Raw genomic sequence first — 13,147 nt, 5'->3', positions numbered from 1 at the left:
CAAAGCAAGCGCGCTACCAACTGCGCTACACCCGGTTATGAAATTTTCCAATTGTGGTCAAACATGTGGTCAACGCCGATTTTTGACCAGTTACCGGCGAGGGGGAAAGTGCTGTCAGCCCATGTGTCCCAAGACTTTCCGGGTTTTCCGAGGACTTCGGCCCGAACCTGGGCCTCACGCTCCCAAAGTAGGCGCACTACCAACTGCGCTATACCTGGATATAGAGTTGTGGATTGGCCCGAGCATATTCCACTATTCAGTATGGTGACGAGCGTTAATAGTATACGATAAAAGAAAGAATATTGCAAGAGTGTAGGAGTACAATACATATTGGACAGTGAACTCGTTAGGAGAAAGCCAGTTAATCGGCCTCATAGGGAAATTATTGGAGCGGCGGTCATGGAGGATGCGCTGTTTAGCGAAGCCATCCAGGGAGAAAAATCTGTGGCAGGAATAGAAGTGCTTCTGATCCTCATGGTGGCTGCGTTCAACCTTGCCGTTGTGTCTGGGGGTATAGGCGCGGATGAGCTTGTGACGGATACCCAGTTGGGCGGCGGCGGTCTCAAACAGCGCAGGTATCTCCCACCACATCCACTTTAACCCGATGGCCGGGATAGGTCATCTGCTGGTAGCGCTTGGGCTTGCAGGCCGGTTTCTTCTCTTTCGGTGGGAACAGTCCCAGTTTACGCATTACCCGGAACAGGCTCTCCGGGCGGCGGGTGTAGCCGCAGCCTGTGCCACAGCTCCACCATGCCCAACCGGGGATTTCTCCGGCGCATATCCCGGATCCGCTTCGGCTCTGCCTCTGTGTGTCGGTTCGAATGGCTGTGGGCCGCAGAACTGGCAGGCCAGAGACTCCTCTGTTCCATATAAGAACTTCCAACCCAAGGCGCCCAGCGAAGATGAAGGAACTGAAGGGGCTGAAGAGTGGGAGCTATGAGTCTGAGGCAAACGGGAGCATCCTGGAGGCCAGGCTCTATGACACCGGCGTGCGGGAAGTGCTGGAGAAAATCAACCAGAGCAATGCCTCCGTGATCTACCACAGCGACCATGTGTTCAAAAACGCGCACTATCCCTACACGACACGCCGGACTACGACGGAGCCCCGTGTACCGCTGGGACTGCTTCTACACGCCGGTACGGATTGGGGTTAGGGATAGATATATCCGTCGATTAATTTGACGCTTACGCTCCTGCCACTCTAAAACGAAGCCTGGCGCTAATCGACGCTAGACCTCGCAAAGTCTTAAAAATTCCATTCTGCTCGGAAATTATAGGACTTTGAACTCACTTCCGATTACACTTGGTTTGATAATCCGCTCTTGTCCTCATTTTCCACCTCGGACGTTTCCTCGAGCGGCTCAGGTGGAAGCTCACCCATGGTGCCTACACAGCGGTTGATGGGGGTACCCAGGTTGTGAAACTTCTCCTCGTAGTCAGTCATCACGCCGCAGATGCCGTTTGCGTGCAGATCTCGGGTCACCTCGGAGAGCGCAAAGCCAGCCTGGGGAAACTGGGTGAGGGACCACTCGAACAGATCTCGGTTATCTGTCTTAAAGTGGATCTGCCCCTCCTCTTTCAGAACCTCACGGTACTTTTTCAGGAAGTTTACAAAGGTCAGCCGCCGTTTGGCATGCCGCTTGGTAGGCCATGGGTCGCAGAAGTTGATATAGATGAGGTCTACCTCTCCGGGGGCAAAGTATTCGGGCAGCCTGGCCGCGTCTCCATCCACAAAAAATACATTGTGAAGCTCCATAGCCGTTACCCGTTCCATGGCAATGACCATGGCGTCCGGAACCCGCTCCACAGCGATAAAAAGAATATCCGGGTTTTGCGCCGCCGTCTCGGCAGTGAACCGTCCTTTGCCGCATCCCAGCTCCAGCCGCAGCTCCCTCGCCTCCGGCATCAGGTCACGCCAGTGTTCGCGTCTGCTCTCAGGGTCACGGATTTGACACGCCGCACAGCGTTCCATTCTCGGAATCAGATTTGGCTTTTTCCGCATTCTCATACTGTCTGCACCTCACTTAAAATCTTTCATATCATATCATATCACGTACTTTTCTGTAAAGACCGTAGGTCTGTCAAACAGCAGGACTGCAATATATCTTGGACAGCCAAATAAAAAGGATAGGACCTCATCGGTTAGAGTTGGCATTGCAGCCAACAACTATACGAGACGAGGCCCTATCCTTCATGGGCAAGAGTATGGCACAGGACCTGGCATACCGGCAATCCCTGATGAAATTAGGGCGGTATCGTGAAAAGACCTCCTTGATCTGCTCAGGCAGTGCGTTGGTGGCGACATCTCAGTCCTTGCCGGTGCCCTCGCCGTGCACGTAGTCGCGCGCAGCGCCTCCCGCAAGGAACGCCTCTCAGCCGGCGCTTCCAGCAGTTCAAAGGCCGTTTTCACCCTGGGCGGTAATTCCACCATGGGCTACATCTCCAGCGCGGACAGGAATAAGCGGTTGAGTTCCTCCCAATCCCGGACCTTCTCTCTCGGGTACCGCGTGACCAGCTCCCGGACCTCGGCGATGCTCTGTTCCATATACGCATTGAGCGCATCGATCCTCGGGATCATCTTGACCTCCGGCGCGTTCATCTTCAGCGCAAGCAGCTTTCTGACCGTGTCCCCCAGCTCATGCGGCAGCTGGCTGTCCGCCAACTCTGAAAACAGCATCGGCGGCGGTGTTCCCTTTTCCAGGATCCAGCGGCAGGCAAGGATTGGCCGCAGCACATAGAAATATTTTTTTGCCTTGACCATATCGCCGCGCAGGTAATCGCGGTAGTTCCCTTCCGCCATCTGAAGATAGTGCCACAGCCCGCTCTTGGATGAGAAATAGTGCCCCATGATCGGTTTAAATCGCTCGGCAAAGGACGTTGTCCTGTACACAATGGGCGAGGAGAACCACTCAAATACAGTGGGATTGGATTTATGGAGGAGTCTCAGTGTCTTGTCCACATCCCAGCCGTTGATATCCAGACTGTCATGGATGGGGCGTTCAATCACATCGCGGACGCGCTCCAGCCTGAGATAGCTCTCCCTGGGCCGCACGTAGATAAAGCGCACGTCGTAGTCGCTGTCCGGCGAGGCAAAGCCCCAGGCGCGACTGCCGGACTCCACCGCCAGCAGAATACGGCAGTTCTCCTGCCGCTCTATCTCATGCAGTTTTTCTTTGATCCATGCTTCCACAGCCAACACCAGCCTCCCTGCTTTTGGTTTAATCCGCCGCCTTAAAGTTATAGACCGGGCGGATGCGGGCAGCAATCTCCACCGTGGGGCCAATCTGCGCGATAATCTCATCCATGCTCTTATACGCCATGGGGGATTCGTCCAGGGTGTCCGGCAGCACGCAGGTGGTATAGATCCCCTCCATCTCACTTCGGAACTCCTCCATGGACAGCTCCCGGAGCGCCGCTTGGCGGCTCATCAGGCGGCCCGCGCCATGGGGTGCGGAGCAGTTCCAGTCGTCGTTTCCCTTGCCGGTGCAGATCAGGCTGCCGTCGCGCATATTGATGGGAATCAGCAGCTTCTCACCGGCCCTGGCAGAGACGGCGCCCTTCCGCAGGATCATGGCATCCGTGTCAATATAGTTGTGGATGGTGGTGAACGCCTCCACGGCAGTGAGGCCCATGCCGGTTATGATCACATCGACCATGGCCTTGCGGTTGAGCGCGGCAAACCGCTGGGTCAGCCTCATGTCATGGATATAGTCCTCGAACAGTTTGCCCTCCACATAGGCCAGATCTCTGGGGATGTGCAGCTCGTGTTCCCTCTTCAGCCCTTTGATTGTCCTCTGAATCTCCTGAAAACGGCCCTCAGCCTTCAGCCGGGCAATGGCGGCCTGGATCTGATAGTGGGCGCCGCCCCAGAGGGCGCGCCGGCCCTCCTCCTGATAAAAGTTGGCCACCTCGGTGCCCAGATGCCGGCTGCCGGAATGGACCACCAGAAACAGGCGGCCGTCCTCGGCCCGATCCACTTCAATAAAGTGGTTGCCGCCGCCAAGGGTGCCGATGCTGTGCATGGCGCGGCCCAGGTTGACCTGTCCCGCACAGCGGAGCTGTGCCAGATCAATCCGGCCATTCAGCGGATGGGGAGATTCCCGCACCTCCCGGCCATAGGGAATCTCCTTGCGGATCAGCCCGTCCAGCCTGTCAAAGTCGATCTCCCGCTCGGCCAGCTCCACCGTCTCCATGCCGCAGCCGATATCAACGCCCACCATGCCGGGCACGATTTTGTCCTGTATGGTCATGGTGGTGCCGATTGTGCAGCCCTTGCCGGCATGGACGTCGGGCATGATCCGAATTTTGCAGCCGGCAAACTCCGGCCGATCGCACACCGCCTGGATCTGGTCGCGCGCCGCATCCTCCAGTGCGGGGGTGTAGCAGACGGCGGTATTATATAAACCCTGAACTGTAACCATAGCCAACTCCGTTCTCAATCCTTTGTCCGGCTCCTGCACCGGCGAAAGCGCTGTCTCCATATTGCTCAGTCATATGCTTCCAGCGGCGCTTCTGCCTGCCTCTGCCGTGATTTAAGCATACATGATAGTCTGCGGAAAATCACGGAAAAAAAGTTGCGATCTCATAAATGGGGCATGGCGCCATATCGCAAAAGTACCCCATGATGCAGTACTTACGTTTTCCTGCATCAGGGGGTACTTTGTCACAGTCCGTTTTTACCGGCCGTATTCAACTCTTCCATTCGATTTTCCTCACGGCCGGATTGGGGCGGTTACAGGATACCCGACTCCACGAACCGCATCAGGATGGCGGCCACTTCCGCACGGGTGGCGGTGCCGCCGGGGTTCAGGCCGGCGCCATTGCCCTGAATAATGCCCGCGCTCACGGCCCAGGCCATGGCGTCTCCGGCCCAGCTGGAGACCTGGCCTCTGTCGGAGAAGCTGTCCAGAGCGCTCGCATCCGCCGCGGGGGCGCCCGCATAGCGGTACAGGATGACCGCCAGCTGCTCCCGGGTGACGGTGTCGGCGGGACCGAACCGGCTGTCGCCATATCCGGTGACAATCCCCTGGCTGGCGGCCCAGCGGATGGCTTCCGTATACCAGACGCCGCCGGCCACGTCCGCATAGTCCATGGCATAATCCACCACGGGCTCGCCTTCCATACGCCACAGAATGGTGGCGATCATGGCCCGGTCAGTGGTAAGAGCAGGCCCAAACAGGCCGCCGCCGACACCCTGCATCAGGCCGTTTTCGTAGACGTACTGCACCGCGTCATGGTACCAGCCTCCGCTCACATCGGTGAAGGGCATCTCCACTTCCGCCGCAGCGACAAAGTCAACCGTCACAGTTACGCGGCTGCCGGGCTGGATAAAGCTGTAGGTGCCGTCCGGATTGGCGGTGACGTCCACGCGGCTGCCGTTCCGGTCGGTGACAGTCACGGTCCCCACTTCATAGCCCGGCTCGGGCTGGACCGTGATGGTCACCTCGCTGCCCCGCTTGGGGTTGGTGGGCGCGACGGTTACGGAGCCGTTGTCCGCATCCGCAATCTCCGGCGGATAGGAGGGGTTGGGCAGCTCAGGCACCGGGATGCCGGTGGCGGGGAGCACCTCGCCGCGCTCCAGCAGGATGCCGCAGCGGGAGCAGACCCAGTCGCCGCTGTAGCCGTCCTCGGTGGCGGAGGGGGCGATATAGCCCTCCAGCACCCTGTTGTGGCCCAGAGGCTCGACAACGGAGCCCTCGCTTACGATCTCGCCGCAGATGGTGCACTGCCAGTCGCCGCTGTAGCCGGGCTCGGTACAGGTGGCCTCCTTTTCGTTGATCAGCACCAGCTGGTGATCGTGCTCGCCGCCGGGCACCACCCGGACAATGCAGTAGGTGGCGACGGAGGAGTTTGCGCGGGTAGCCGCCCGGACATAGGCGTAGCCCACAGACTGGGCGGTCAGGGTGCCGTCCTCGTCCACAGTCACCACGTCGGGGTTGTAGGAGGTCCAGATCAGCTCCTCATCCTCCGCCAGGGTGGGCTGGGGCTCGAAGGTCACGTTGGGGGACAGCGTCTCTCCCGTCTTCATGGTCAGGCTGTGCTCCATGTCGATGCGCTCGGCATCAATGGGCATGCAGACGACAGCGAAGTTGCAGCTGTACTTACCGTCCTTGGTGGTAGCGGTGATGTAGCTCACGCCGGGCTCGGAGGGGGTGTAGTAAGCCACGTTCTTTGTGATGTTGTTCACCAAGACGCCCTCGGCTGTAGTCAGCTCACCGGTGAGGGTGTGATCCGGGGTGGCGGCCCAGTCGAAGGGACCGTAGAGCGGCTCCACCTCTTCATAGGTCTCTCCGCTGAGGGTGCCGCCGGGATTGTCCTCATCGGCCACGCCGTCGGCCCGGATAGCCAGAATATTGTCGCTGCCCGTAGGCGTTTTGGCCGTTATCTCTCCGGTGGCGCTGTCATAGGTGAACCAGGCATATGCATAGGAGGGAACAGACTCCGCGTCTTCATAGTATGTAAGCTCAACCTCATGGCCGGAGCTGTAGCGATAGTACATATGGATTTCCTCCGGCAGGGCGTAGCCCGCCTCGTTGACCAGCTTGCCGGTCCAGGGCTCGCTGCTCCCCACATAGAAGAAATCAGGGCCGTCCAGAACAAGGCCAACAGCGGGTGTGGTGGGCTGGTTGTCCTCACTATAGCCCTCCGCCGTGTACAGCGCCACCTTGCCGACGTTGTGGGCGCCGGCATCATTGTACCTGGTCACCAGGGTGGCGGTCTCGCCCTGGGACACATAGATGATCTGCTCATTGTAGCCGATGTCGGGGACCAGGTCCTCATCGGTGCTCTGGTTATACAGGCTCTCCCAGTCCAGGGTCATGGTGCGGCTGACACCGTTGAGGGTGACCGTCAGCGTACCCTCGCCGCTAAGGTCCAGCCCCTCATACTCGCCGCCTCCGGTGGCGCTGTAATTGAGGGAGATCATGCCGGACAGACCGTCGCTGCTGTATTGCTCGCAGGTAACCAGGCCCTCGTAGACCTCGGCGGTCTCGTCGCTCTCGCTGACCTCCCAGCGGATCTCCTCCAGCTGCACGTCGGCGGGATAGAGGTCGGTGACCTTGACCAGAAGGGCGCCGTTGGGCTTCATGCCGCTGAAATTCTCAATGGACAGGTTGAAGTCCAGCACCTCGGTGGTATGCTCCCGCACCGCCACAACGCACACGGCGCTGCCGCTGCTGTTGCTGACGGTAATGACGGTCTGGCCGGGCGCCAGGGCGATCACGCTGCCGGCTTCGTCAATGACAGCCACTTCGGGGTTGCTGGAGGTGTAGATCAACTCCTCATCGGTCCCGGTGTTGTCCACCACGCTCAGGTCGAAGGAGTCCCCCACATAGAGCAGCGCGGAGGTCTGGGACAGGTTGATCCGGTCGGGTGTCTTGTTGCCCTCGTCCACGGACACGGCATAGACCCGCTCGTTTCCGCCGTAGTCGCCGCCGTAGATGTAAACAGCTCCCGTCCAGGTAAAGTCATAGGCGGCGCTCTCGCCGGGGTAGCTCTCGTTATGTGTGTACTCCGTCACGTCTGCAACAAAGGTGTAAGTGTGGGAGGCCTCGTCGTAGATGTACTCGGTGAAGAAGGAGTCGCCGGTGGCTACCGCAGTGTCGCTGTAATCGGGGTTATACTTGCTGGTGCGGGTCACCACGGGCGCCACCTGCACCAGGGCCAGGGATCCGTCGTCCACAAAGGTGCCGGTGAGGTACGTGCGGCCGTCCTCCTCATAGATGGACACGGCGTTGTTCTCCAGCCGGGGCGCCTCGGTGTCCACCAGGACGTGGAAGGAGATCACGTCGCCGGTCTTGTCCATGGCGTGGCCGTTGAAGGTGGGCTCGGTGGCGGGGTCGGTGGGGTCCACCGCCTCAAAGTCGCTGACGTAGCGGCCGGCCTCTTCGTTATAGACTGTATCGCCGTAATCCCCCTCGCCATAGGCCGTGATCGTATAGACGCACTCGGTGCCGCTGGGCAGCACGTTGCCCTCCAGGTCAGTGCCGCCCCAGTAGGTATCCGTGAAGTAGCGCAGGGAGTAGGGGATGGGATAGCCATAGCTGGCGTCGTAGGTGGTCTTGAGCTGGTAGGTGGCCAGGTCGCGGTAGTAGAGCTCGCCGGTCTCGGCATCGCGGGCCTCCACCACCAGCAGCTTGGCGCTCCTGAGCTGGTAGATGATAATATCGTTGATGGACTGGAACACGCCGCTGCCGGGGGCCAGAGTGACGTTCCCCTCGTGGTAGACCGTCTGCTCCTGGCCGGAGGTCCCGTCAAAGATATTCTGGCCCAGATTATAGAAGCCGTAGCCATCGTAGTAGCCGAATACAATGGGCTGCCACGTGTAGTCGTTGTCAAAATAGGAGCCGGAGTCCGTCTCAGCGGCATCCAGCCAGGTGGCGGCGTCAAAGATGGGCGCGGCCGTCCAGTCCCCCAGGAAGGACAGGAAGGGCAGGCCGAGCTGGGGATCAGTGCCGTTCCGGGGGGTGAGGATGACGTAGCCCTCCACATAGGTGCCGTTGGGGAAGAGGGCGCGCAGCGCTTCAATCTCCTCGCCGGTCAGCGCCGCGTTTCCGGAGAAGCTGACGCTGGAGAAGGCGCTGCTGTTCATGGCAGGCACGGTGACCGAGCCCAGGTCCGCCGTCTTAATCACCACGTCGCTGTCCAGGATGTAGGTGTGCTCGCCGTCGGTGCTGGTGTCGGGCCGCAGGAACACGGCCTGTACGTCGTAGGTCAGCTCGTTGGCGGTCATGTTGTTGACCTGGAAGGTAAAGTCATAGGAGCCGGTCCAGGCGGGGTCATCATAGAACTCCAGCTTACCCACGCTCTCTCCATCCACGGTGATATAGGCGGGGGTGGAGATGGCGGCCCCGGCGTTCACCAGGCCCGCGCCCTGAAGGCGGGGGGAGTAGTACACGCCGTCGCCGTCCTTCTGAGGTATGGCGGTGCTCACCAGCAGCCGGCTGGTCAGGTCGGCGATGTCCTGCTTGGAGCTCAGGCCCTTGGTCCTGACATACTGCTCCACCAGGGCGCCGATGCCGGTCATATGGGGAGAGGCCATGGAGGTGCCGCTCATCATGCCGTAGGAGCCGGTGCTGCCGTCGGCGGAGGAGCCGCCGGTGATGGAGGACCAGATATTTCCTCCGGGGGCGGTGATCTCCGGCTTGAGCTCCAGGCCGGGACCCGCGCCCCAGGATGAGAACTCGGACATCTCTCCGGCCTGATCCCAGGAGACCAGCCGGTCCTCCTCTTGTACGGTGATCTTCACGTCATAGCCGCTCTCGATGGCCTCCACAATGGCCTCGCCGTCGGCCTTGGAGATAAAGCAGGAGGTCAGGGCGGTGCCGTCCACGCTCATGGTGACCAGCTCGCCCTCCACATTGTCGTAGACGATGACGGCCTGCACCGGGCACGCAGAGACGTTGGTCCCCGTGCTGGAGTCGTAGTAGTTCCAGGTAAAGCGGGTGGCGTTGTTGATCTTATCGGCAAAGGTGACGGGCTCGCCGTCCTCATCCTCGCCGCCCCGCTGCACCAGGGCGATTCCGGAGACACCCTTTTCGCCATATCCGTAGTAGTTGCGGAAGCCGGCGTCATAGTAGTCCTGCTCGGTGCCGGCGCCGCTCACAGGGATGATGGAGACGGGCTCCTGCCCCGCGAACTTATACTTCATGGCCACGCCGGTGGGGTCGTTGTAGACCACCCTGTGCTCCACCTGGTCCTCGTCCGTCCAGGTGAAATAAGCCTCGACGGCCACGGTGCTGTTGATGGAAGCCACCGCCAGGTTGGAGTCGTACACGGCGGGAGAACTCATCATGGAGATCTCGGGGTCGCTGGACAGGTTATATCCACCCCGGTTGTTATTGCTGCTGGAGTAGGCGGAGTTGCCGGAGGAGGTCATCAGGATGATGCCAGCCTCTTCCGCCGCCGCATAGACGTCGTTGGCGGCGGTGTCATCCTCGGCAAATCCGTTGTCGCTGCCCAGGGACAGGTTGACCACATCGGCGCCCAGCTTCACGGCATCCTCCAGGGCGCTCAGGATGTCGGGTTCAGCGGCGCTGCCGGTGGCGTCGCCGAAGACCTTCATAGCCAGGATCTGGGCGTCGGGGGCCACGCCGGAGAATTCCACCACGCCCTCCTCATCCTCGGAATAGCCGGCCGCGGTGCCCGCGACGTGGGTGCCGTGATCGCTCTCGCTGGGCAGTACGTTCAGGTCCAGGTCAGCGTAGTCATAGGCGAAGGGGACCTTCAGATTCTTATACAGGGCATTGAACTCATAGGTCACCTCGGTCTCGCTCCCTCTGGTCTCGGCATTGAGGGAGTTGCTCAGAAGGAAGCTGGCCAGGCTGGCGCTGTTGTAGCGGAGGTTCTCCTTGGCGTCAGCGCTCTTGAAGGAGTTGTCGGTAAAAGCCTCGTGAACCGACCAGATGTGAGAGCCCTCGGTGCTCTCATAGGCCCTCCAGTCCAGGTCCAGGCCGGTGTCCAGCACGGCCACCAGCATACCCTTGCCGGTATAGCCCGCGTCCCAGACCTCCTGCAGGTGCACCATATCATAGCTGTATCCGGCAATCCCGCCGGCGTCGGTGACCGGCTCATCGGGCTCGGCAAAGGTCCGGGCCACATAGGCCCGCTTTACGCCGTCCAGAGCCCGGATCTCGTCCAGCATCTTGTAGGGGACTTCAACAGCCATGCCGTTGAGCAGGGCGGTCCACTGGGCCACCACCTCCGCGCCGGCAGGCTGCGCGCTGAACGTGCGGCTTGCGCCATCCTGGCCCAGACCGGCAATCTGGTTTGCGAGCATTTCCTGCTCGTCCAGCAGGTCCTGGGCGGCGGACTGCGCAGCAGAGGAGCCCAGGAACGCGGAGACAGACTCGCCGGGGGTCATGCCATTGTCCGCGCTGTATGCGCTCGTGCCGTAATAGTCCATCAGAGCAGGGTCCTCCAATTGGACAATCACGGTCACAATCTCATTGTCATCATACAGCGGCTCGACGTTCACCCGGTCGCTGTCAGATGATTCCATGTCATCCAGGAGCGACTCCCCTGGAACTTCCACAGCTTCCAGCTGCGTTCCGCGATCCGCCTGCCCGCTGTCTGCTGCCAAAACTGCCGGGGTAAGGCTCAGCATCATTGCCAGTGTCAGGAACAATGCTATCGCTTTTTTCATAAGATTCATCCTCTCTCGGCATCCGCCTGCTTCATGAATGCACATATGTTTAGAACAAACTTGTTCTATCTATATATGTCATTCTTGCGTTCGATTATACAGCAAGTACTTTCCAGCTGTCAAGACACTTGTCCTACATTTGACAGATGAATCGTTTTGTGTAATACTGAGTGTAATTGCCGCCGGCGCGGCTCTGGGAGCCGCCCCTCCCGTCCACAGCAAAACGGCGCTTCCCGATGGGGCGCCAATATTTTGACCGAATCAAGAGGTACCATATGGACTATCTTCCCATCCCCAATTTCCTTTTAGAGGCGCTCGCCTACCTGGGCCGCAAGGCTGGCGGATATACCGGCCAGTACATGGCGGAACACTTGAAGCAGCGCGGCGTACAGGATCTGGACGGCTTCTGGACCCGCTTTTCCCCTATCGACCAGATCTTCACCTACCTGGATGACAGCGTTTCCACCCCTCCCCAGGCGTTGGACCGTTTCTTCAACAGTCTTCCGGGATTTTCGCACAGCACCATCGGCGCCTATTCCCCCGCTTTTCTCCTCTTCTATCCTGTACTCAGCCGCTATGACGGCAGCCTGTCTTCGCTGCTGGAGCAGGCGCATGCGCTCTCTTCCAACCATGCAGCTTATCACCTTTTGATGTCTCTGGGCCTGTGCGACAGCACGGAATCTCCCGGCGAGGATTCTGAGGGTAAGCTGATCGATGGAATCCGCGCTCTGGAGATTCCCTCCGACAGCAAGCTGGTTTTGCTGGATGTTTTCCACCGTCGGGACAGTTATCTGGATGAGGCGGCCTCCTATCTCGCGCCTGTACTGGACGCTTTGTCCCAGCGGCGGGAGGAGCTGGAGGCAATTGCCCGCTCCTTTGGGGACGTGGTAAATGCCCCGGACCCGGAGTCCTATCTGTGCCAGACTTCCAGTCTCTCTCTGTCCTCCAATACCGTCTACCATATCCGTCCCTTTATATTCGGCCTGGATACCAACCTGTCCGTAAATCCCGGCCTTCAACTGGGACAGGGTGAAGTGCTGCTGTACAGCGGCGTGATGCGCCGTTTTCTGCTGGATCAGCTGTTCCGTTTGGAAGATGAGGCCACGGAGATCTTCAATGCCATCAAGGTTCTCGGGGATCGCACCCGCTTTGACATCATGTGCTTTCTCCGGGATCACCCGGCCTATGGCCAGGAGCTGTCCAACCATTTCGGCCTTGCCCGCAATACCATCCATCACCATATGAGCAAGCTGTCCAACGTGGGTCTGATCTCCTGCACGGTCGACGGAAACCGGGTCTATTATTCGGTGGACAAGGCCGCCGTGGATCATCTGCTGGCCCACCAGCGGTATTTGCTTCTGGGGAATTATTCCACTACGGATTACCTGCGGTAGCTGAGGGTCTGACCAGTCTGGGGCCCCAGCGGAGAAAAAAGTATCCCATTAGGGCCCGGATCCGCCTTTTGGCATGTGCCAGCCGGACGCCCTAATGGGATATTATTTTTTAGATTTTTTCCAGGCCGGGTACATCCCAGCTCCAGCCCTGGCTTGAGAGGCCGGAAGCAGAGATTGCTCCCGGCGGTGTTCACCAGCCTGTCCAGAGTAAATGCGTAACCCATCCCCTCCTCCATCATCAGGGAGGCATTGTAGAGCAAATTATAGGCGGCTATGGTCTGGAGTTCTGAGGGCTCCTTCCGCAGCCAGCGGTGCAGGCCGCTCTTGTTGTCCACCTGCCGGGAGATGAGCAGGGGCTTGTCCCGCAGGTCCCGGGGTGAGACGTCCTCCTGCTGTTCCTGGGGAGCTGTCCCGCCGGATTGGGACGCCCCATGTGTCCCGCACAGGCAGTTCTATGCAAAGATTGCTTGTGAGGCGGTGCGAATAGTTCCTGACAGCCATCTATCCGCCCCCTGTAGGTTTGTCAAACAAATTGGACGGCGAATTCGCAAGGAGAAAGCCAGCCAAGCGGCCTCATAGGGAAGTTGTTAGAACGGCGGTTGTGGGCAGC

6 protein-coding genes and 1 pseudogene are annotated in these 13,147 nt (G+C 59.6%); 2 read left to right on the top strand and 5 right to left on the bottom strand.

Features of this window, described 5'->3' with window-relative positions; genetic code table 11:
• Window positions 1-453: 453 nt before the first annotated feature.
• Window positions 454-546: pseudogene (locus tag QZY67_RS10155) on the bottom strand (IS481 family transposase); the annotation flags it as partial.
• Between the two features lie 356 nt (window positions 547-902).
• Here QZY67_RS10155 and QZY67_RS10150 point away from each other — a divergent pair.
• Window positions 903-1,154 (top strand): hypothetical protein, encoded by a 252-nt coding sequence (locus tag QZY67_RS10150; RefSeq protein ID WP_294534991.1) that lies wholly within the window; start codon window positions 903-905, stop codon window positions 1,152-1,154.
• 143 nt (window positions 1,155-1,297) lie between these two features.
• On the opposite strand, the gene trmB is transcribed toward QZY67_RS10150, so the two are convergent.
• From trmB to QZY67_RS10130, 4 genes are all read right to left on the bottom strand, one after another.
• A complete protein-coding gene (gene trmB, locus QZY67_RS10145; RefSeq protein WP_294534997.1) occupies window positions 1,298-2,002 on the bottom strand; it encodes a tRNA (guanosine(46)-N7)-methyltransferase TrmB in 705 nt (234 codons plus the stop codon).
• Between the two features lie 432 nt (window positions 2,003-2,434).
• Window positions 2,435-3,190 (bottom strand): nucleotidyltransferase domain-containing protein, encoded by a 756-nt coding sequence (locus QZY67_RS10140; protein ID WP_294534988.1) that lies wholly within the window; start codon window positions 3,188-3,190, stop codon window positions 2,435-2,437.
• 28 nt (window positions 3,191-3,218) lie between these two features.
• Window positions 3,219-4,421 carry an RtcB family protein gene (locus tag QZY67_RS10135; protein ID WP_295369978.1) on the bottom strand — a complete coding sequence of 401 codons (1,203 nt, stop codon included), beginning with the start codon at window positions 4,419-4,421 and terminating at the stop codon, window positions 3,219-3,221.
• A 311-nt stretch (window positions 4,422-4,732) separates the two neighbouring features.
• Entirely contained in the window at window positions 4,733-10,999 is a 6,267-nt protein-coding gene (locus tag QZY67_RS10130) for a S8 family serine peptidase (RefSeq protein ID WP_295369977.1), read from the bottom strand.
• Between the two features lie 419 nt (window positions 11,000-11,418).
• Between QZY67_RS10130 and QZY67_RS10125 the strand changes: the two genes are divergently transcribed.
• Window positions 11,419-12,537, top strand: a complete 1,119-nt coding sequence (locus QZY67_RS10125; RefSeq protein WP_295369975.1) for a metalloregulator ArsR/SmtB family transcription factor — start codon at window positions 11,419-11,421, stop codon at window positions 12,535-12,537.
• The last annotated feature ends 610 nt before the right edge of the window (window positions 12,538-13,147 follow it).

Origin of the sequence: uncultured Pseudoflavonifractor sp. (assembly GCA_904419835.1) — a bacterium.
In the GTDB taxonomy this organism is placed as follows: domain Bacteria; phylum Bacillota; class Clostridia; order Oscillospirales; family Oscillospiraceae; genus Pseudoflavonifractor.
The sequence above is the reverse complement of the archived record's forward strand: the minus strand, read 5'-3'. Positions and strand labels throughout refer to the sequence as shown.

Excerpts from the sequence above, each read along its gene's own strand:
- QZY67_RS10125 (WP_295369975.1), top strand. The coding sequence starts at position 11,419 with ATGGACTATCTTCCCATCCCCAATTTCCTTTTAGAGGCGCTCGCCTAC.
- QZY67_RS10135 (WP_295369978.1), bottom strand. The coding sequence starts at position 4,421 with ATGGTTACAGTTCAGGGTTTATATAATACCGCCGTCTGCTACACCCCC.
- QZY67_RS10130 (WP_295369977.1), bottom strand. The coding sequence starts at position 10,999 with ATGGAATCATCTGACAGCGACCGGGTGAACGTCGAGCCGCTGTATGAT.
- QZY67_RS10150 (WP_294534991.1), top strand. The coding sequence starts at position 903 with ATGAAGGAACTGAAGGGGCTGAAGAGTGGGAGCTATGAGTCTGAGGCA.
- trmB (WP_294534997.1), bottom strand. The coding sequence starts at position 2,002 with ATGCGGAAAAAGCCAAATCTGATTCCGAGAATGGAACGCTGTGCGGCG.